Source organism: Paenibacillus sp. FSL R7-0216 (assembly GCF_037969915.1).
Taxonomy (GTDB): domain Bacteria; phylum Bacillota; class Bacilli; order Paenibacillales; family Paenibacillaceae; genus Fontibacillus; species Fontibacillus rhizolycopersici.
Genome location: NZ_CP150222.1, coordinates 2,722,921 through 2,743,440, shown reverse-complemented (window position 1 = coordinate 2,743,440; position 20,520 = coordinate 2,722,921). Strand labels below are relative to the sequence as shown.

Here is a 20,520-nt window from a genome sequence, read left to right as displayed (position 1 = left end):
AGTCGGTATTGCATGGGGATGATTACGCTCATCTGGGCGATGTCCAGAAACGGAACTATCGGTCGGAATAATCAACTTCCTTGGAGGTTGCCGGCCGATCTGAAGTTCTTTAAGGCACAGACAACGGGGAAAACCATCGTCATGGGCCGTAAAACCTGGGAATCCATGGGCAGCAAGCCGTTGCCGAATCGGCATAGCGTCGTAATTACGGCGGATGCTTCTTATGTGGCGGAGGGAGCAGATGTCGTGCATTCGGTGGAAGAAGTGTTAACCTACGCGGATCGTGGCGAACTGATGATTATCGGGGGTGCAGGCGTGTTCCAACACTTCCTGCCGCTGGCGGATCGGCTCCTGGTAACCCGGATCGAGGAACATATTGAAGGGGACGTGTTCTTCCCTCACTTTTTATGGGAAGACTTTGAATTAGTCCATGAAGAACAAGGGGTGCGAGACGAGAAGAACCCCTATGATTATCGTTTTCTGACTTACGAACGTCGTAAATGATGTGATGATCAGTACAAATTATCATATCAATAATCCATTAATAACCGTTCCCCCGAATGCTAACATCAAGATACACTGATGACGGATGGGGGAACTTTTTGATGTCTACACCAACAGGATTTATGGAGTTCAAACGTGAGCTTCCCGGAGACCGTAGTCCGTCCGAACGGGTTAAGGACTGGGAGGAATTTCATAAGCATATGGCGGATGAGGAGCTGCGCACTCAGGGCGCACGCTGCATGGATTGCGGCACACCGTATTGCCATACGGGAATCGATATGGCTGGAGGAACGGCGGGCTGCCCGGTGCACAATCTGATTCCGGAATGGAATAACCTAGTTTACCGCAATTTGTGGAAAGAGGCGCTGGACCGTTTGCACAAAACGAACAACTTCCCGGAATTTACGGGCCGGGTATGTCCTGCGCCATGCGAAGGCTCTTGTACGGTCGGCCTAATCGGGCAGCCGGTGACCATCAAGACGATTGAGCAGGCGATTATCGATAAAGGGTTCGAGGAAGGCTGGGTTGTACCGGAACCTCCGGAGAAGCGGACAGGCCGTAAAGTGGCCGTTGTCGGCTCCGGACCGGCGGGTCTTGCCTGTGCGGCCCAACTAAATAAAGCGGGCCATGAGGTGACCGTCTACGAACGTTCAGATCGGATCGGCGGCCTCCTAATGTACGGCATTCCAACAATGAAGCTGGACAAATCGGTTGTACAACGTCGTGTTGACCTGTTAGCGGCGGAAGGCGTTAAATTTGTCACCAATACGGAGATCGGCAAGGATATCCAAGCCCAGCAGCTCGTCGATGAATTCGACGCCGTGGTCCTGTGCGGCGGGGCTACGAAACCTCGGGAATTTAACATTGAGGGCAGCCATTTGAACGGGGTGCATTATGCGATGCCGTTTTTGAACGGTACGATCAAGAGCTACCTGGACACCGGCCTAACTGACGGGCAATATTTGTCCGCCGAAGGGAAGGATGTCATCGTGATCGGCGGCGGCGACACCGGCTCTGACTGTGTGGCGACAGCACTGCGCCATGGTTGCAGTAGCATTACGCAGTTTGGCACCCACGCCAAAGCGCCGCTCGAACGCGATTCGTTTAACAATCCTTGGCCGCAATTCCCGAACGTGTACACGCTCGATTATGCCCAAGAAGAAGCCAAAGCATTGTTCGGTTCCGATCCGCGTGAATTCTCGATCATGACAACGCGATTTGTCGGCGACGAGAACGGCAACCTGAAGGAACTGCACACTGTGCAAATCCAGCGGATCGTCGACGAGACCGGGCGCAAAATCTATCAACCGATCCCGGGTACGGAACGCATCTTTCCGGCGCAAATGGCCTTGATCGCCATCGGTTTCGACGGACCGGAATCGACGTTGGCCGACCAACTGGGTCTGGAAAGAGACCGCCGCACGAACGTGAAGGCGAAATACGGTCAATTCAAAACGAATATCGATAAAGTGTTTGCCGCCGGGGACATGCGCCGGGGACAAAGCTTGGTTGTCTGGGCCATCAACGAAGGCCGGGAGGCAGCCCGGGAAGTAGATAAATACCTGATGGGTTCGACGGTACTGGCGTAACTCACTGCTCGGACTGCAGATTTTTGCAGGACGATCCTAGGTCAATATGTTATAATAGGTACTAGCTTACTAGAGCTGCGCGGAGCGCGGCTCTTTTTTAGATTGATAGACAGAGGAAGAGGGGCGCTTAAGCATGAAAACGCTCGTAATTGCCGAAAAACCGGACATGGGACGAACTATCGCTGCGGTGATTGAGCCGAAAGCGAAGAACAACCGGTCCTATCTGGAGGGAGAGCGCTACATCATTACTTGGGCGATAGGTCATTTGCTAGGCCTGGCCGAGCCGGATGCCTATGATGAAAAATTCAAACGCTGGAATTTCGGCGACCTGCCAATTCTGCCGGATCGATTCAAGATCGTACCGAACCCGCGGACGAAAGATCAGTTAAAAACGATCGGCGAGCTGGCCAAACGATGCGACGCGATTGTGAATGCCTGCGACGCCGCGCGTGAAGGGCAGTATATTTTTGCGCTAATCCAACAGCAGCTAAAGTTAACTCAGCCCGTCAAACGGCTGTGGATTTCCGACTTGACCAGCGAGAGCATTGCCAAAGGGTTTGCTGAGCTGCATGACGCGTCTGAGTTCGAGAACCTGACGATGGCCGCACGGGCGCGCAGTGAAGCGGATTGGCTGATCGGGATGAACGCGACGCGGGCGTTTACGACCAAACACCGGGAGTTGTTATCGGTTGGTCGCGTGCAAACCCCGGTGCTGGCGCTGATCTACGACCGTCAGAAGGAAATTGAGAACTTCGATTCGCTGACTTACTACGAAATCAAAGCTGAATTCGAGCAAGACGCGCGCAAGTACACGGGCAGCTGGCAAGGCGATCGGCTGACGGACGGAGAGAGGGCGGCGGCGATCGCCGAGAAGGTCCGCGGCAAGGAAGGGCGGATTACCGAATACGAAGTTAAAGAGACGAAGGAGTATCCGTACAAGCTCTACGATCTGACCTTACTGCAGCGGGAAGCGAATGCGAAGTTCGGCTACTCTGCCAAGAAGACGCTGGACATCGCGCAGGCGCTCTATGAACGCCATAAGGTGATCTCCTATCCGCGGACGAGTTCCAACTACGTGACCGAGCAAAATATCGACGGGATGCACAAGGTGCTTCACATGCTGAAGTCTTCAAGTTACAAGGAACTGGCTGAAGGTGGCCGGCCCAATCTGGTGCATGTCGGCAACAAAGCGGTGTGCAACCCGACGCGGGTCGAGGATCACCATGCGATCCTGCCGACGCTACGGCGACCAGGCACATTAAGTAAGGAAGAACAGAACGTCTACGATCTTGTCATTCGGAGGTTCCTATCGCATTTCTATCCGGCAGCCGAATATAAGCAGCATACGGTGTTGACTGAAGTGGAAAGCGAAACGTTTAAGACGAACGTAAAGGAGCTGCTGTCCCTGGGGTGGAAGGTGTGCTTGCCGGGGGATGACGGGACGAAATCCGGGAGCAGTCGCGGGAAGAAGAAAGACGAGGAAGAGGAGTCCGAGGATCTGGTCAGCGAACCGTTCCAGATCGACAAGGACCGTCCGGTGCAATGTACAGGCGCCGAAGCGAAGGAGAAGGCTACGCAGCCGCCGAAGCATTTTACGGAAGGTACGCTACTGAAAGCGATGGAGAGCGCCGGGAAGCAACTCGAGAACGAAGAGCTGCGCGATGCGATGAAGGATGCTGGCCTTGGCACTCCGGCTACGCGGGCGGCGACGATTGAGCGGCTGAAGAACGTGGGATATATTACGATGCAAGGCAAGAAGATCACCGTCACGCAAAAAGGCCGGACAGCGGTGGAGCTGATTCGGCACGCCGGCGTCGAGCTGTTGACCTCGCCGGAGATGACCGGCCAATGGGAGCGGCGATTGTATCAGATTTCCAAGGGTGAAGCAGCTCGGGAAAAGTTTATGGATAACGTGCGCCGGTTCACGATTTCGATCATTGAGAAGGTGCGTACCCAGCAAAAGGCGGACGCCTCCATGTTTGGAACGGAGGAGGCGAACAAAGGAGGCCGACGTGGCGGCGGAAGTCGGAGCGGCAACGGTAACAGCAAATCCGGCCGTGCTGCCACCGGTGTTGAGAAGGGCGAGCGCAACACGGGCACGCCTACTACTAAACCACAGGCAGGCAGTATGCAGCCACTTGCTCCGTGTCCGCGCGAGGGCTGCGGAGGCCAGTTGATCGAAGGCCGTAAAGGTTACGGCTGCACGCACTACAAACAAGGCTGCGGTTTTGTGATTTGGAAAGAGTTTGAAGGCAAGAAGATTTCGCCGGCCATGTTGAACGCTCTGCTGACGAAAGGACAAACGCAGCTGCTATCGTTCAAGCAGGCAGGCGGAGAGGTTAAGGCTCGCATTTCACTTGCTGATCGTAATAGCGGGAAGCTTACTTTGGAGCAGACCGATCGTTCAGTGGCTTCATCCACTTCATAAATTATTGATTTATATCTATTTCGTTAACTATATTAATTAATAAGCAGCCGATATCCACATGTCGGCTGCTTTCTTGTTATGAAGTTGATGTTTTCAGTAAAAACGTTTAGTGTAGGCTTGGGAATACGCAACTTGTAATAGAGAGGTAGAACCATGTCCAAAACGATTTTGATTGTCGAGGATAAGCTGCTTTTGCGGGAGATCCTCAAAGATTATATGCTGAACGAAGGATACGACGTGTTGGAGGCCGGCGATGGGAAGCAGGCTATGGCTCTGTTCGAACAACATCCGGTCGATTTGATCCTTCTTGACATCATGTTGCCGGAGCTGGACGGATGGTCGGTGTGCCAACGGGTCCGCAAGGTGTCGGATGTCCCGATCATCATGCTGACGGCCCGTTCGGATGAAGATGACACTTTGCTCGGATTCGAGCTGGGTGCGGACGATTATGTCGTCAAGCCGTGCAGTCCGCCGATATTGATGGCGCGGGCTAAACGCTTATTGGAACCTCGGAGTATACCCGGTCAGGAGAAGGACTTGTTGTCCGGAGCCGGGATCGTGATCTACCTTGCTTCCCGTTCCGTGACGATCGACGGGGAAAACTGCAGCCTTACATACACAGAATTCGAAATCTTGGCCTATCTCATGAAGAACAAAGGATTGATCGTAACCCGGGAACAATTGATGACGAAGGTCTGGGGATACGATTTTCCCGGTGACGAACGAACGATCAATAGCCATATGCGAAATTTGCGGGCAAAGTTGGGCGACAAAGCCAAATGCATCGTGACCGTCATGCGGGCGGGTTACAAATTTGAGGACCGACCATGATTAGGGGGATTGTACTCAAACTGTTTTTGTTGACGACGGCGCTCTGCTTGATGATCGTGGCGCTGATTTTCGCCGGTCAAACCGTGTTCTTTAAACAGTTTTACGTGCAGCAAAAGGTGGACGATGCAAAAACTTCCGTTCAGGCCTTCGAACAAGCGTACATGGAGGCGGATGGGGTATCGAAAGCCTTGGCCGAACTGGAGCAGGAATATGATCGGGAGCAGGGCATTTGGATCGCCGTGTTGGACGAAATGGGGAATTTGCAGTACTTTGACGATTTTGCTATGGAGGTCCGTTTGGAGCAATCGGACGGCGCTCCCGGCCTCTCCGGACAAACGATGACGTTCCCCCTTTACGCCATGGCCGACGTGGACGATTTTAGTGCGGACAATCCGTTGAACGTTTATGGCGGTACTTGGGTTAAGGAAGGCGGGCCGATTGCGATCGAAGGCCTCCTGATGAACGATCGGTTCTTGCCGCAGCGGGCGAACAGCAATATTGCCGGTTTACGCGAAGAAGATCGCTTGGAAAATACCCCCTTGATTCAAAAGGAATATAAGGTTGTCCCGCGCTTCCAAGAGCCGGAGCTGTATCGTGAGGAATACCCCTCTGTGCTGGTCCAGGGGACGATCACAAGCCTTCAACTGCCGGAAGGTGACGACGTTACACGTTATGCAAACCGCTTATTTCTGGATCGGATCAAAACCTTTCAAGCCGACCTTCTTTTCGGAGATGTTACCGGGGGTGCAAACGGCGAAGAAATGGATTTTGCGGAGAATGGTGTAAATTACAAGGTACTTGTGGAACGCATGGAAAACGCGAAAGGGAAACCCGCTTTTATCTTCGCCATGACGTCGCTTCAACCTGTAAGTGAGGCTGCGAAGGTGATGCGTAGCTATTTAGGCTATGTGATCCTCGCCGCCTTGCTGCTATCCGTTGCAGCTTCGCTTTATTTCTCCCGCCGGATTGCCCGGCCATTGCTGCGACTCAACCGGACCACCAAACAGATCGCCCGGCTGGACTTCTCCGAGAAATTACCGGTCCGCAGCCGGGATGAGTTGGGACAGCTATCAGGCAGCATCAACGAGTTGTCTGATCGGCTGCATTCCCATATCATGCAATTGGAGCGGGACATCGAAAAGGAAAAGCAGTTGGAGCATACTCGAAAAGAATTTATCGCCGGCGTTTCGCATGAACTGAAGACGCCGCTGAGCGTCATTCAAAGTGGGTTGGCCGTGCTCAAAGACGGAGTTGCCAGCCACAAGCGGGATTATTATTTTGCGGCGATGGAAGAAGAAGTGAACAGCATGATCTTGTTGATTGAGGATATGCTGGATTTGGCGAAATACGAGTCGGGCACGTATGTCATGAACACGGAACCGTTCGAGATTCTCCCCGTCGTCGAGCGGGTATGCGAGAAACTAGCGCCGGAGTTGGCAGCCAGGCAGCTCAAGCTGTTCACCCGGCTGGCAACGGCAGAAGTTGTGGCGAATCGCCGACGCATCGAGCAGGTATTGATCAATTTTCTCACCAACGCGATTCGCTATACACCGGAAGGGGCGACCATCCTCGTAACCACGACCGATGAAGGGGATACCCTTAGGGTTGGCGTCGAAAATCGCGGAGTTCATCTTCCGGAGGAGCAGTTGGAGAAAGTGTGGGATCGCTTTTACCGCGGGGAGCCTTCGCGAAATGCGGCGACGGGCGGAACCGGTTTGGGGCTGGCGATCGCCAAAAATATTTTGGAATTACACGGCTCGTCCTACGGCGTAACGAACACGGCGGAAGGAGTATTGTTTTACTTCGATTTGCGTAAACAAGCGTAGAACTTCGGTTCTGCGCTTGTCTTGTTTTCGCCTCGGCTAAAATTCAGCTCAAATTGATCGGGTCTGCACCTGATCTGCATTTCTTTTCTCTATCCTATCTGGGAGAGATTGAACCCACAAGAGAGGAAAGGAAAGAGAATGAAAAAAATGCTCGAAATCATGTTGACCGGAATATTCGCTTTATCACTCGCCGCCTGTGGAGAACTGAATACGGATAGGGTAGTGTCGACCGACCAACCGTCGACCGCCGGTTCAACGAAGGAGACAACCTCCGCAGGAACGCCGAAAACCAAGCTAGCTTCTCTGTTTCGTAACAGCGTTTTTCTGGGGGATTCCATTACGGAAGGCTTGTCGTATCACGAGGTGTTGGCTGAAGAAAACGTGTTGGCCGGTGCGGGAAAAACGGCGGAATTTGCTATGGGGGACATGGAGGACCTGATCCAGAGAAATCCCAAGCAGATTTTCATCCAGTTGGGTTCGGACGATATCCTTTGGCCAACAGAGCATCCGCTGGACTATGCGATCAACCATTACATCTCCTTGATCGAAGCGATCAAACAGAAGGTTCCGCAGGCCGAAATCACGGTACTGTCGGTCACGCCCGTCTCGGAGGAAACGCTTGTAGATGAGCCGCGTTATCGAAATATCCCCGACTTTAACGAAAGGCTGAAGGAGATGGCTGCCAAGGAGCAGGTCGCGTTTGTCGATTTGTCCGTAATCATCGCGAACCATCCGGATCTGTACGATACGGACGGCATTCATTTCAAGCCGGAGTTTTATCCGCTGATGCTGGAAGCATTGAAGGATCAGGTAGAGTGAGGGCGTCAATGGTTCTTTCGTATAGCGATGAGCCAAGGAGGGGATGAGCTTTGGTATTTAGCAGCCTGATCTTCCTGTTTCAATTTTTGCCGATAACGCTGCTCGTCTATTATTTATCCCCCCCGAGGCTTCGAAACGCCGTTCTGCTCGCGGCTAGCTTGGTGTTTTATGCTTGGGGAGAGCCGCTCTATGTGTTCATCATGATGTTCTCTACCCTGATTAATTATGCAGGCGGTTTGATGATCGAGAAATATCGAGAACGACGGGGGATCGCTTATGGTGTATTGCTCGTTTCCCTCATCGTCAATCTAGGCTTATTGTTCTTCTTCAAGTACGCCGAATTTGTTGTGGACAATCTGAATGGGCTATTACATCTTCATTTGCAGACAGCGGATCTTCCGCTGCCGCTCGGTATCTCCTTTTATACGTTTCAAACGATGTCCTACATGATCGACGTTTATCGGCGTAAAGTAACCGCGCAGCGCAATCTAATTTCGTTCGGCGCTTACGTGGCGATGTTCCCCCAGCTTGTGGCCGGGCCCATCGTCAAATACGGCGACATCGCTCGGCAGTTGGTTGTCCGGCACATGACGCTGGAACGATTCGGAAGAGGAACGGAGCTGTTTATCCGCGGCCTCGCCAAGAAAGCGCTGCTGGCCAACCAAATCGGCTTGCTGTGGACGAATGTCAAAGCGACGCCGCCAGGAGAGCTTAGCGTGCTTTCCGCCTGGCTCGGAATCTTGGCGTTCACATTTCAAATCTACTTTGATTTCAGCGGATATTCAGACATGGCCCGCGGTCTCGGGAAGATGTTCGGGTTTGAGTTCGCGAAGAACTTCAACTACCCGTATGTATCCCGCAGCGTCACGGAATTTTGGCGTAGATGGCATATTTCCCTGGGCTCCTGGTTTCGGGAGTACGCCTATATCCCGCTTGGCGGCAACCGAAAAGGATTACTGAAGCAGTTACGTAATGTACTGATCGTCTGGTTTTTAACCGGGTTGTGGCACGGGGCTAGTTGGAATTTTATCGTGTGGGGACTTTATTTTGGGTTCCTGGTTACGGTCGAGAAATTGTTTTGGCTAAAAGGGTTGCGCCGCCTTCCGCGCTTTGTCGCACATGGTTACACGCTTACGGCCGTTATCGTTGGGTGGGTGTTTTTCGAATACGATAACCTGGAAACTGCCTGTCAGTTCCTCGGTACGCTGTTCGGGTACGACTCGTACGGGCATAGTTAATCAGCAAGCGTTATACGACATAACGACTTATGCAGGTTGGCTGGTTTTGCTGGCGGTATGCGCGACGCCGCTTCCGCGCCGGCTTCTGTTGCGTGTTCGGAAGAGACGGACGATCGCGGGTTCCGCGTTGACGATAGGTGTATACCTGCTGCTGCTGTTGCTGTCAACCGCGAATCTCGTCCATCAAACCTATAATCCGTTTTTATATTTTCGATTTTGACGCGGGGAAAGGAGGCTGCGAAATTGAGAAAGGTTCAGAGGGCCATGGCAATCATTTTTTTGGGATTTATTTGCGCGTTGCCGGTTGCGGGTTGGTTGACGCCGGACCGCAAGTTTTCCCCAGAGGAAAACAGAATGCTGGAACCTAAGCCGAAGCTTTCACTGTATGGTGTGACTTCAGGGAAATTTACCGTCGGTTATGAGAATTATATTTCCGATCAATTTCCTATCCGCGACTTCTGGATCGGCGTCAACTCCGACACGGGACGGGCACTGGGGAAAAAGGAAAGCAACGGGGTTTACCTCGGCAAAGACGGCTATCTGATTCAGCAGTTTCAACCGCCTGCGAAGTTACGGTTAGAGGAGGACGCGAAGGCGATCCGGGCGTTGGCCGCCGCTATACCAAACCTGCACACATACGTCATGCTGGCGCCTACTTCATTATCGATAAACAAAGAGAAGCTACCGGATTTTGCCCCTGTGGGCGATGAACTTGCTTCTTTGAAGCAAATGCGGGATGCACTCGGCAAGGCAATTAAGTTTGTTGATGTATACCCGGCTCTGTTCGCCAACCGACAGGAGTACCTCTACTATAGAACGGACCATCATTGGACGACCTTAGGCGCTTATTACGCGTACCGCGAATTATGCAAGCAAATGGGAATTAATCCGCAGGCAAAAACCGAATTTGAACTTCGGCAGGTCACGGATCAATTTTACGGATCGCTGTATTCAAGAAGTGGATTCAAACACATACGGCCGGATGAAATCGAGCTATGGCTACCGAAAGATAAAGAACCTATTTCTGTTGAGTATACCGATGAACAGCATTCTTCGGATTCCTTATATGTAATGGAGAACTTGAAGGAGAAGGACAAGTATGCCATCTTCCTAAACGGCAACCATGCTCAGGCGAGGACTACTTCGGATCAAGCGAAGGGAAGGAAGCTGCTCGTCGTGAAAGATTCGTACGCCAACAGCCTAATTCCGTTTCTTACAAAACATTTCAGCGAGATCGTTATCGTGGACCTTCGTTATTACGACGACGATTTGGCCGCGCTGATTCGAGCTCAGAACATCCAAGATTTGCTGCTGCTCTATAATATCAATACGTTTTTTATGGATCGATCCATTCAGAAAGTAGCGGAGATGATGTAATAATGCGATTAAATGTATGGAGAGGAAAGCGGATCCTTGCGATTTTGACGTTGGCCTTTGCCATCGGCTTCTTAACTGGGTGTACAGGGAAAGAAGGAGGAAACGGCAACTTTTCGGCGGTCGAAGTCGGTGAGAGGATCCAGAAATCGGCAGACCTAGGAAACATGAAGCAAGGTGACGCGAAGAGGTTCAAGAAGCTGTATCATCTTTCGAGTGAGGATGTCTCGAGTTTCGTACTGTATACGGCATCTTCCAACGTGAAGGCGGACGAGTTGCTGGTGATCCGGCTTAAGGATGAAAGCGAGAAGGACCACATCATGGAGAAAATCGAAGAAAGAATTGCGGCACAAACCGCAAAATTCATGGATTATCGTCCGGCAGAGTATGATCTGGTTAAGAAGCACGTTCTGAAAACACAAGGTCTTTACATCCTATTCGCAGTCTCGGCTGAGGCGGATGTTATCGAGCGGATTTTTAACGACACGTTTTCATGATTGGCTAATCAAAAACGGACCTCTACAAGGTCCGTTTTTGCCGTTCAACTTGATGAATTTGATTAAAGATCACCCGCGGGACTTCTTCGAGCGAAGTGACCGTGTGCATTTCCGCATCCCCGTCATGCTGGAGCTCCACTATGTTGTACAGCCACTCATTGGGGATTTTGATATAGATCGCGTTGATTCCGGCGGAAAGGGCAGGCATGACATCGGTACGCAGGCTGTTGCCGATCATCCAGGTACGGGAACGGTCAAACTGTCTCGCGTGCAAAATATCTTCCAGTGCCTCGACATTTTTATGCTGGCGAATATAAATCCGGTCCTGAAAATAATCGGCCAACCGCATCTGCTCGATCTTCCGCTGCTGAATCACGGTTTCGCCGCCGGTGTAGAGATGGAGTTCATGGCCTTGGCTGCGCAAGAGGTTTAGCGTTTCGACCATACCGGGATAGGGTTCGATCGGTTGCTCATATACGCTCAGCCCTAGCTTCATGAGCCGGTCTTCCTCTTTGGCGAGCACCTTGCGTCCCGTCAACTGACCGTAATGTCGGTACGTGTCAATCAGTGACTCGGGAAAATGCGAGCTGGCAAACCCAATCTGATGGACGCCGGCGACGTCGATTTCCGTTTGTTTCTCGCGAATTTCTGCTGTGGTTATGCCGTACATTTTGAACCAATCGGTAAGCAGGTCAGCAAATTGATCCAGAATCAAATCGAAATATTTATTGCAATGAACCAGCGTATCATCCAAATCAAAAATGACTTGTTGCAGCAGGGTCTTATTCATTGAATGGGTCACTCCTTTATCCAGGAAACGCTTGTCTCTACGTATAACTCTATCCTAACACAAGCACAAGCGTCCCGCCAAAGGCTCATAGGCTGACTAAGCTATAAACGGATGTAAGATTCCAGGAACATCTGCAGCTCCGCCGCGCCGTCCGGTCGGATGCTGAACTTCTCCGTGTCCTGAGCCAGCAGATGGATGCGCAGTAAGCCGGCAACTCGAAGCCGCATCAAGTCGTGCATCAACTGTTCCTTAGGCTCGCCTAGATCCGTCAGCATCTCCTGCATGGACTTCGGCTCGTCGGCGACGTAGCGGAGGAGGCGCAACCGCTGCGGTTCGGCAAGCGCTCGGGTCAGACGTTTGAGCACCATCGGCGGTTCATCCTCGTCAAGCTCCGGGATATCCAGAGGATACTGGATAAACAGCACATTTTCGTAGAAGACGTATGTATTAATCGGCCGAAAATGAATCGAAGGGGTCAACACAACCTGCGTGATCGGCTTAAGTGGTTCCAGTACCAAACCACCGGAGGCGTATTCGATCAATGCATCGGTATCCATCTTCTGCAGCAACGTGTGCTTCTCGGCAGCATCTTCCTCCAGCAGCGGGAGAAATTGGTTTTCATTCAGGCCAAAATAAAGACGTTGCCAGCAATTCAATAATGGGATGTAGCTGGCGCGAATCCGTTCTATATCATCATTATTCACAGAGGGAATGTAGGATTTAGTGCGATGATAAAGGGTGTCGACGGGGGTTTCTGCCACTTCGTTCAGAAACTTGGATACCTCTCCATCCACGCTCCGTTCCAATGCCCAAACGTATAACACATCGTAGTCGGCGAACGGGAACTTAGAGGCTTCAGCGAATTTCAGTCGCTCTTCCGGCGTGAGACGGGCGTCGATTTCAGCGATCCATTCCGGACCTACATCCAGATTGTTCACCCATTTTTGCGTTGTATATATCATAAAGCTGCTGATCAGTTCGTAGACCAAGGAATGGTCCACTTTCACATCATAGGCCATGACAGAACAAACCTCCCAAAGATCATTGCATACAGATTCATTATGGCTTGTTAGGGAGGGGATTGTCCACTATAATGTTTAAGGATTATCGGGAAAAGATCACTTTGAGAAAAGTCGTCCGTATTTTGACGATTTTTCTTTGTTTTTATATAAAGGAGTGCTTCATTTGAATTTACAGTCATCAAGAACTCATCGGTTATTGCCGCCAACATTCATCCTGATCGCTGTCATCGTGATCGCAGGGCTCAGCCAAGGATTGCTGCTGCCGGTGTTGTCCATATTTATGGAAGAAAGGGGGATTTCCTCCTCTGTAAACGGGCTGCATGCGGCTGCCTTATATGTAGGATCCTTCGCCATGTCCCTGGTTGCCGAAAAGCTGCTGCGCCGCACCGGATTCAAGCCCCTGCTGTTGGGCGGCGTCGTTCTCGTCATGCTCGCCTTGCCCGTATTTCCGTTGGTCTCGGATTTGCGGCTGTGGTTCATCTTGCGTTTGCTGGTGGGGATCGGAGACAGCGCCATTCATTTTACGTCGCAATTATGGATCATTTTAGTGTCGCCACCGGAAAAAAGAGGGCGGAACATCTCGTTATACGGGATGTCCTACGGACTTGGCTTCAGCATCGGCCCGCTGGGCATTCGGCTCCTGGAATTCGGGCATGCCGTACCTTTCGTGATCTTGGCCGTGCTGTTTCTGGCCATCGTGCTCCTTGCGGCGGTTTATTTGCCAAACCGTGCGCCGGAACCGGTTCGCCAGGAGGAGCCTGGTGCTCCACGCAAAATTCCGCATATTTATCGGCTGGCTTGGTTTGCCTTGTTGCCTTCGCTACTTTACGGATATATGGAAGCTTCGATGAACAGCAACTTCCCGATTTACGGCTTACGGTCAGGACTTAGCGCCGCGGATATCGCTGCGCTGCTGCCGTTCTTTGGGATCGGCGGGCTGATTCTCCAGCTCCCGCTCGGCATGCTGAGCGACCGATACGGTCGCAAGAAAGTGCTGATGGCCGCAGGGTTGACCGGCGGGATGCTGTTCTTGGCCGTACCGCTGGCTGGCAACCATTTCATGGCGTTATTGCTCTTGTTTATGGGGGCGGGCGGCTTAGTCGGCTCGTTCTTCTCGCTAGGTCTGGCGTACGCCGCCGATTTGCTTCCGCGTCATTTGCTTCCAGTGGCCAATGTCATCGCATCCTTCCACTTCAACTTTGGGAGCATTATTGGCCCGAATCTTGGCGGAGCCGCGATGCAACTGGGCGCTGCGCCACTCTTGTTCATCCTGTTGGGTTCGGCATATTTGTTGTTTTCCGCGTCCGGGGTAGCGTTTAAGCCGGAGCTTGGTAAAAAAAGCGCAAATATGAACAGGCTGTAATGGATTTTCGCCGGTTTTTCCAATACACTAAAAGGTAAAGGAAATTGCATGACTGACAAAGTGCGTCTTACGTAGAAGGAGAAATCGGATATGATCAGAGTCAACCACTTGCTGAAATCAGTGGATGGGAATAAAAAGAAGGTACTCCGCGACATCACCGTCCAGTTTGGTGCAGGGGAAATGATCGGGGTAGTCGGAGCGAGCGGCAGTGGAAAAAGCACGCTTCTTCGCTGCTTAGCGTTGCGCGAACGGTGGAACCGGGGAGATTATACGTGGAATGGGGATAAGGTGATCGAAGGCGGCGGAAGCGGATCGCAGAAATACCGTTCCCAATGTGCGTATCTCGAACAGAACCCGTCGATGTATCCCGAAAAAACCGCGCTGAAGAACGTCCTGATCGGACAAGCGGGGCAAACCCCGCTGCTGCGCCGATTAACCGGAATGGTTCGGTCTGATGATTACATGGGAGCGATGGACGAGCTGGAGAAATACGGTCTGCTGGACAAAGCCCATGTCAAAGCCGGTAAGCTGAGCGGTGGTGAACGACAACGCGTGGCGATCTGCCGAGCGCTGGTTCACGGAGCGAGCTTTCTTGCTGCGGACGAGCCCGTGATCGGTCTTGATCCCAAGTCGGCGGAACGGGTGTTGGAGACGCTGAAAGACCTCTGCACGCAGCAGAACAAGATCGTGATTGCGGCGCTGCCGTTGGAATTGGCGGAGCGTTACTGTACGCGAATCTGGGGACTCCATCAGGGGGAACTTAAGCTTGACGTATCCGGTCGTCGCTTGACACCGGAAGATAAACGCCTAATTGATCTGGCATGAAACGAGTGATGAGGATGTTCACCAAAAGGAGGTTAACCGCTTGGGTGGGAGCTTGTTTGCTCTTGATCCTGAGCGGCTGCAGTTTTATAAGCGATCCCAAATCGTTAATGCAAACCCCGCAGCTCTCCACGGATCGCGCATCGCTGATCAGCGTCATCAAGGCGGAGTTGAAAGGCGGAGAAATCGTCTCGCCGCGAGATGTCCGCAACATCAGCTCCATCCGGACGCCCGATCTGAACAACGACGGGATTAAAGAAGCAGTGGTGTTCTATGAAACGCCGGATGAAGCGGTGCGGATTCACGGGATGATCTTGGAGCATCAGGGGAACTCCTGGGTGCTGAAGGTACGATTCGACGGCGAGGGCCAGGTGCTCGAAACGTTTGATCTGCTTGACTTGAACGGCGACGGCAAACTGGAGATCATCGCGGGCTTCTCCAGTGGTTCCGAGGAACTTCAAAAAGGGTTAACCGTATATACTTACGATGGTACTGAAGTCGAGAAGGCGATCGCGTTGCCTTATCATTATTTTATGGTAGACGATTTGAATAAGGACGAGATCCCGGACATTACGGTCGTGAATTTGAAGCGGGAGCAATATGCGACGGTAACGACTTACCAATATGACGGTTCTTTTAAAGAATTGAGCCATCTGGAACTCGACGATCCCATCAGCGAGTACTATAATGCGGTCAGCGGGAATATCACTCGAAACCTCAAAGGGATAATTCTTGATGCTACCGTCGGAACCCACTCCGCTTTCTCAACGGTGATCGTCATGAAGGAAGGGCAGCTTATCAATTTGCTTCCTTCGCAAGATATGACGTTAAAGGGATACCCAATCCTCAGCGGGGATGTGAATAACGACGGCCTGCTGGAGATCGGCATGCTGGAGAAGCCGAAGGGCTGGGAATATATTTCATTCGATGAAATTCCATGGCTGTTTTCGTATTATCAATGGGAGGAGAAAGAGGGTCTCAAATTCGTGATGCAGCAGTACATGGATATGGCCGGACGTTTTTACTTCAACTTCCCGAAAGAATGGCAAGGGAATGTGACAATCGATACGAAATCGGACAAAAACGAGCACTTGATTTTTGTCAAAACCGACACGAACGAACCGGTCGCAGAGATCCGCTTCTTCACACTGTCGGAATGGGAACGGAACAAAACGGATTGGGATCTGCTCGCGCGGGACGCCGATAAGGTCATCGGGTTCCTCAGCCATACGGATTTGAAGGTTAATAAAGGCGAGACGGAGATCAAGCGTTAAGCCGTTTTTTTGAAGAGGGGGCAAGCAAATTGAGTAAAGTGCTGATTTTGGAGGACGAAGAGTCTATCCGCAGTTTTATCGTCATTAACTTGAAACGCAACGGCTTTGATGTCCTTGAGGCGGCGGACGGCAATGAAGCGTTAAGCAAGCTGCAGAGTGTCCCAGACATCGACATCGCGCTCCTCGATGTGATGGTACCGGGGATTGACGGGTTTGAGGTGTGCCGCCGCATCCGCGAAACGAACGAACGGATCGGGATTATTTTTCTAACGGCCAAAGTCCAGGAGCAGGATAAGGTGTACGCCTTGTCCGTCGGCGCGGATGATCACGTCAGCAAGCCGTTTAGCCCAACCGAGTTGATCGCACGGATCCAGTCCTTACTGCGCCGAGTGAACGTTTACCGTGAGAGCAGTGCGAAGGTCACGTTTACCTCCGGACCATTTACGCTGGATTTAATCTCTAAACAGTTCAAGAAGAACGGTCAGCTGATCGAGCTGACTCCAACCGAGTTTTCGTTGATCCAATTCTTCCTGGAGAAGGAGAATACGCCGCTCAGCCGCGATTTGCTCCTGGATCATGTGTGGGGCAAGGAGTATATGGGCGATCCGAAGATCGTGGACGTGAACATTCGCCGTTTGCGGCAAAAAATCGAAACCAATCCGTCCGAACCGGCTTTCCTGCAAACCGTGTGGGGGCACGGTTATAAGTGGAAAGGCGAGGGACAATGATCAAGAAAGGGATTGGGCGGCAAATCGTCTTACACTATTTCATCGTCGTATTCGTAACCTTGTTTATGGTGGAGGTCATTTTTACGCTGGCCATTCGCATGTACTATTACGATACGATCTATAACCATATGTCCAATCATTCGATGTGGGCTTCCGATTACTTTCAGAAGTTCGTCCGGCTGAATGCGGAAGGGGATCCGGACTATTTTACGGAGATGCTGCGTACCTTTGAGCTCGATAACACGGAACTGATGATTCTGGACCGCAGCGGCGAGGTCAAGGCGAGCACCAACGCATTCCAAGCGGACAAAGCGATACAAACCAGCGATGTTCCGCAAGCGTTAGCCGGCAGCGTCGGGAAGTGGATTGGGCGTCAGACAGCGACCGGGGAATTGGTTATGGCTGTTTCGAGACCGTTGCAAATTCAAGGGCAAACGCAATATATCGTCCGCTACGTCACTTCGATGGAGTCGGTGAATTCCAAGCTGTTGAATTTAACGTTTATGTCCATTGCCGTTTCGGCAGCCGTACTGGCTTTGGTTACGCTGTTTAGTATCGGCTTGGCCAATTCGATCGTCAGACCCATTAATAATATCCGTGCGGTATCGGCACAGATGGCCAGAGGCAAATTCGATGCGCGAATCAAGGGGAATTATCGATATGAATTGGGCGAGTTGGCTTCGACCCTAAATTATATGGCCGAAGAGATTGTTCGCAGCAATCAGATCAAGGACGATTTCATCTCCTCGATTTCGCATGAGCTGCGCACGCCGCTGACGGGGATTAAAGGTTGGAGCGAAACATTAACCTCCGGCGGCTTCGATCCTGAGGAAACGAAAATTGGGATGGGGATCATCGCCAAGGAAACGGATCGCTTAATCGGTCTCGTCGAAGAGATCCTTGATTTCTCGAAATTGCAATCCAATGAAATGAAGCTGGTGATCGGCGAGGTGAACCTCAAGGAACTGCTTCAGGAAACGATGTTGAATGTCTGGGCCAAGGCGGAGCAGAAGCAAATTCAATTGAAACTCGAGGACAAAACCGAGGGCAGCGCTATCGTCAGCGGGGACGGCAACCGCTTGAAGCAGGTGTTCCTGAATGTGGTGGACAATGCCATTAAATTCTCCCATGAGCAAAGCTGGATCCATCTCGTCATTAGCCGCGTGGAGAACGAACGTGTGCGGATCGAAGTCATCGATACCGGGATAGGCATCAGCGAGGAGTATCTAAACAAGGTGAAAGATCGATTCTTCCAGGTTAATCACCAGGGAGGCGGTACCGGACTGGGACTGGCGATCAGCCAGCAACTGGTTGAACTGCATCATGGGGCAATGGAAATTCAAAGCGAGTTAGGTGTCGGGACAACCGTTTCGGTCACGCTGCCGCTGCTCAGTGACATGAAAACCGAAGCGGCTCCAGGTGGGCCACAGACCTAGCGATAAAGCCAATTGATCGTTATGAATAGGAGGGACTTACCTTGAATAAATTGATCGATACACTGGAAACAGCTCAGGGGACATTTACCGTTACTTTAGCTGGAGAAGATGATTTGGAAGAGGTTCGGAGGATGTTGGTTGAGGCCGCCAACTGGATGCAAGAGAACGGGATTAAGCAATGGAATCCGCAGCAATTCTCGCCGGAGGTAATTCGCTCATTCTACGAGGAGCGGGAGATTTACCTGCTGCATAGCTCGGGCGAAGTGGCGGCGATGTTTACCCTGCAGGACTCCGATCCGGAATATTGGGGGGAACGAAACATCCCCGGATACAGCTATCTGCACCGACTGACGATCCGTTTGCCCTTCCGCGGGCTTGGGCTAGGCGCCGATATTTTGCGTTATGCGGCCAAACGATCCAAAGCGCTGCAGCGCACCGGCCTGCGTCTTGACTGCTGGAATCAGAACCTGAAGTTGAACCGATTGTATCAAAGCTTAGGATTCCAACCCCAAGGAACAGGCAGCTTAAACGAACGCGAATTTAATTTGTATCAGTTGGATTCCCAAGTCTATTTACAAAGCTAATGACAAAGCTAATGACAATGCCAAAAGAGGCCACCCTCGAAAGATCATCCATGGATTCTTTCGAAGAGGCCTCTTTTGTCATGTCAGGAGAGCAAACCCTCGGCCCGTAGCCGAGGAGCGTTGTCGTAGACCTCCTGAAGCAAACGGGACGGTTGAGGCCGATTCATCGGCTTCGCATACACAGTTTCGTATGGCGCGATAACGTTGATTTCTGCGGGTTCTGCTTTGATTATTGCCCCATCCTTGACGACGGCTCCTTCGCCGATGATGGCTCGCTCGATCTGGACGTTACGGCCAATTTTGGCACCAGGCATGATGATGCTGTCTTTAATGCGAGAATACCGACCGATTTCCGTGCCTCCGAAGATCACCGAACGTTCTGCGAATCCTTCGAGGGAACAATGATCGTGGACGAGAGAGTGGGGCGCTAGGGTGTTGCGTTTTTTGCCAAACCCCTGAAGGCCCGGCCGCTCTCGCGTAAACATTGGCCAATCCTCCCGATGAAGCTTCCATTCGGATGATTCGGCAAGCAAATCCATATGCGCTTCCCACAGACTTTGAACGGTTCCCACATCTCGCCAATATCCCTGAAACTCATAAGCGTGCAGCGGTTCACTTCCCGCCAGCATTTTCGGGATCAAATCCTTGCCGAAGTCATGGCTGGAGTGGGGATTGGCCGCATCTTCCTCCAACTGTCGCTTCAGGAAATCCCACTCGAATAAATAGATCCCCATGGAAGCAAGATTGCTGGTTGGTTGCGGAGGTTTCTCCGCGAATTCGGTGATGCGGTTCCGTTCATCCCTGGACATAACCCCAAAGCGATGGGCTTCTTCCCAGGGTACTGGCATCACAGAAATCGTTGCTTTGGCTTGGTGATTCAGGTGAAACTCCAGCATGCGACGGTAGTCCATATGATAAATATGGTCTCCCGAAAGGATAAGGACGTATTTGGGCGAATGGCCATCAACGAATGCCATATTCTTGTAAATGGCGTCCGCCGTTCCCGCATATTCCTCCACACCTTCCCGGAACGCGGGCAGTAAAGTGATCCCGCCGTCCTCCGAGTGCGTTAGCTTCCAGGGTTCGCCTTCGCCGATATGCTCGTGAAGCGAAGCTGCTTCGTATTGTGTGAGCACGCCAATCGTGTCGATCCCTGAATTCACGCAGTTGCTGAGAGGAAAATCGATGATCCGGTATTGTCCGCCAAAGTGCACGGCCGGTTTCGCCTGCTTGGTGGTCAGCGGAGACAAGCGCCGTCCTTCCCCGCCTGCAAGAAGCATGGCAATACAGTCCTTTTTCCTCATTTCATTTCCCTCCCGTATGTTTTTGACTGTGTAGCACATACATTAAAGGATATAATGTAGTTGGAATAAATTATGGAAAACGAACGAAAAT

General features: G+C 51.7%; 17 protein-coding genes and 1 pseudogene. 15 read left to right on the top strand and 3 right to left on the bottom strand.

All coding sequences use genetic code 11. The features are described from left to right. Positions 1–12 precede the first annotated feature (12 nt). The 9 genes and pseudogenes from MKZ15_RS12365 to MKZ15_RS12325 all read left to right on the top strand — a co-directional run bounded on the left by MKZ15_RS12365 (position 13) and on the right by MKZ15_RS12325 (position 11,106). Positions 13–504, top strand: a complete 492-nt coding sequence (locus MKZ15_RS12365; RefSeq protein ID WP_339816378.1) for a dihydrofolate reductase — start codon at positions 13–15, stop codon at positions 502–504. A gap of 101 nt (positions 505–605) precedes the next feature. Then, positions 606–2,093, top strand: coding sequence for a glutamate synthase subunit beta (locus MKZ15_RS12360; RefSeq protein ID WP_339816377.1), 1,488 nt, complete (start codon positions 606–608; stop codon positions 2,091–2,093). Between the two features lie 133 nt (positions 2,094–2,226). Beyond that, positions 2,227–4,521: a DNA topoisomerase 3 gene (locus MKZ15_RS12355; RefSeq protein ID WP_339816376.1), complete on the top strand. Its 2,295-nt coding sequence runs from the start codon at positions 2,227–2,229 to the stop codon at positions 4,519–4,521. Positions 4,522–4,674: 153 nt separating this feature from the next. Continuing rightward, positions 4,675–5,352, top strand: a complete 678-nt coding sequence (locus MKZ15_RS12350) for a response regulator transcription factor (protein WP_213622997.1) — start codon at positions 4,675–4,677, stop codon at positions 5,350–5,352. Next, positions 5,349–7,178 (top strand): HAMP domain-containing sensor histidine kinase, encoded by a 1,830-nt coding sequence (locus tag MKZ15_RS12345; protein ID WP_339816375.1) that lies wholly within the window; start codon positions 5,349–5,351, stop codon positions 7,176–7,178. Before MKZ15_RS12350 ends, MKZ15_RS12345 begins: the two co-directional genes overlap by 4 nt. A 138-nt stretch (positions 7,179–7,316) precedes the next feature. After that, positions 7,317–7,997, top strand: a complete 681-nt coding sequence (locus MKZ15_RS12340; protein WP_339816374.1) for a GDSL-type esterase/lipase family protein — start codon at positions 7,317–7,319, stop codon at positions 7,995–7,997. Between the two features lie 50 nt (positions 7,998–8,047). Continuing rightward, positions 8,048–9,455, top strand: a pseudogene (locus tag MKZ15_RS12335) (MBOAT family O-acyltransferase). A 23-nt stretch (positions 9,456–9,478) separates the two neighbouring features. Beyond that, positions 9,479–10,612, top strand: a complete 1,134-nt coding sequence (locus tag MKZ15_RS12330; RefSeq protein WP_339816373.1) for a DHHW family protein — start codon at positions 9,479–9,481, stop codon at positions 10,610–10,612. Positions 10,613–10,614: 2 nt separating this feature from the next. Continuing rightward, positions 10,615–11,106: a DUF4358 domain-containing protein gene (locus tag MKZ15_RS12325; RefSeq protein WP_339816372.1), complete on the top strand. Its 492-nt coding sequence runs from the start codon at positions 10,615–10,617 to the stop codon at positions 11,104–11,106. A 22-nt stretch (positions 11,107–11,128) separates the two neighbouring features. Here MKZ15_RS12325 and MKZ15_RS12320 read toward each other — a convergent pair whose 3' ends face one another. Continuing rightward, complete coding sequence (locus MKZ15_RS12320) at positions 11,129–11,896, bottom strand: HAD family hydrolase (RefSeq protein ID WP_339816371.1); 768 nt, start codon at positions 11,894–11,896, stop codon at positions 11,129–11,131. 101 nt (positions 11,897–11,997) lie between these two features. Next, on the bottom strand, positions 11,998–12,915 hold the full coding sequence (locus tag MKZ15_RS12315; RefSeq protein ID WP_193416196.1) for a helix-turn-helix domain-containing protein: 918 nt from the start codon (positions 12,913–12,915) through the stop codon (positions 11,998–12,000). Between the two features lie 166 nt (positions 12,916–13,081). Here MKZ15_RS12315 and MKZ15_RS12310 point away from each other — a divergent pair, with 166 nt between their 5' ends. From MKZ15_RS12310 to MKZ15_RS12285, 6 genes are all read left to right on the top strand, one after another. After that, complete coding sequence (locus tag MKZ15_RS12310; RefSeq protein ID WP_339816370.1) at positions 13,082–14,281, top strand: MFS transporter; 1,200 nt, start codon at positions 13,082–13,084, stop codon at positions 14,279–14,281. Positions 14,282–14,371: 90 nt separating this feature from the next. Next, complete coding sequence (locus MKZ15_RS12305; protein WP_155605908.1) at positions 14,372–15,106, top strand: ATP-binding cassette domain-containing protein; 735 nt, start codon at positions 14,372–14,374, stop codon at positions 15,104–15,106. Between the two features lie 44 nt (positions 15,107–15,150). Continuing rightward, a complete protein-coding gene (locus MKZ15_RS12300) occupies positions 15,151–16,377 on the top strand; it encodes a hypothetical protein (RefSeq protein ID WP_339816369.1) in 1,227 nt (408 codons plus the stop codon). Between the two features lie 29 nt (positions 16,378–16,406). Continuing rightward, on the top strand, positions 16,407–17,105 hold the full coding sequence (locus MKZ15_RS12295) for a response regulator transcription factor (protein WP_059042890.1): 699 nt from the start codon (positions 16,407–16,409) through the stop codon (positions 17,103–17,105). Then, positions 17,102–18,541, top strand: a complete 1,440-nt coding sequence (locus MKZ15_RS12290; RefSeq protein ID WP_339816368.1) for a HAMP domain-containing sensor histidine kinase — start codon at positions 17,102–17,104, stop codon at positions 18,539–18,541. The genes MKZ15_RS12295 and MKZ15_RS12290 overlap by 4 nt, the downstream gene beginning before the upstream one ends. Before the next feature lie 41 nt (positions 18,542–18,582). Then, positions 18,583–19,125 carry a GNAT family N-acetyltransferase gene (locus MKZ15_RS12285; RefSeq protein WP_339816367.1) on the top strand — a complete coding sequence of 181 codons (543 nt, stop codon included), beginning with the start codon at positions 18,583–18,585 and terminating at the stop codon, positions 19,123–19,125. 83 nt (positions 19,126–19,208) lie between these two features. Here the strand turns inward: MKZ15_RS12285 and MKZ15_RS12280 are convergent, their stop codons facing one another. Beyond that, positions 19,209–20,429 carry a glucose-1-phosphate adenylyltransferase gene (locus MKZ15_RS12280; protein ID WP_155605912.1) on the bottom strand — a complete coding sequence of 407 codons (1,221 nt, stop codon included), beginning with the start codon at positions 20,427–20,429 and terminating at the stop codon, positions 19,209–19,211. Between the last annotated feature and the right edge of the window lie 91 nt (positions 20,430–20,520).

What these genes read in the sequence shown, in the direction of transcription:
- MKZ15_RS12365 (WP_339816378.1), top strand. Translation starts at nt 13, where the DNA reads ATGGGGATGATTACGCTCATCTGGGCGATGTCCAGAAACGGAACTATC.
- MKZ15_RS12360 (WP_339816377.1), top strand. Translation starts at nt 606, where the DNA reads ATGTCTACACCAACAGGATTTATGGAGTTCAAACGTGAGCTTCCCGGA.
- MKZ15_RS12355 (WP_339816376.1), top strand. Translation starts at nt 2,227, where the DNA reads ATGAAAACGCTCGTAATTGCCGAAAAACCGGACATGGGACGAACTATC.
- MKZ15_RS12350 (WP_213622997.1), top strand. Translation starts at nt 4,675, where the DNA reads ATGTCCAAAACGATTTTGATTGTCGAGGATAAGCTGCTTTTGCGGGAG.
- MKZ15_RS12345 (WP_339816375.1), top strand. Translation starts at nt 5,349, where the DNA reads ATGATTAGGGGGATTGTACTCAAACTGTTTTTGTTGACGACGGCGCTC.
- MKZ15_RS12340 (WP_339816374.1), top strand. Translation starts at nt 7,317, where the DNA reads ATGAAAAAAATGCTCGAAATCATGTTGACCGGAATATTCGCTTTATCA.
- MKZ15_RS12325 (WP_339816372.1), top strand. Translation starts at nt 10,615, where the DNA reads ATGCGATTAAATGTATGGAGAGGAAAGCGGATCCTTGCGATTTTGACG.
- MKZ15_RS12320 (WP_339816371.1), bottom strand. Translation starts at nt 11,896, where the DNA reads ATGAATAAGACCCTGCTGCAACAAGTCATTTTTGATTTGGATGATACG.
- MKZ15_RS12315 (WP_193416196.1), bottom strand. Translation starts at nt 12,915, where the DNA reads ATGGCCTATGATGTGAAAGTGGACCATTCCTTGGTCTACGAACTGATC.
- MKZ15_RS12305 (WP_155605908.1), top strand. Translation starts at nt 14,372, where the DNA reads ATGATCAGAGTCAACCACTTGCTGAAATCAGTGGATGGGAATAAAAAG.
- MKZ15_RS12290 (WP_339816368.1), top strand. Translation starts at nt 17,102, where the DNA reads ATGATCAAGAAAGGGATTGGGCGGCAAATCGTCTTACACTATTTCATC.
- MKZ15_RS12280 (WP_155605912.1), bottom strand. Translation starts at nt 20,429, where the DNA reads ATGAGGAAAAAGGACTGTATTGCCATGCTTCTTGCAGGCGGGGAAGGA.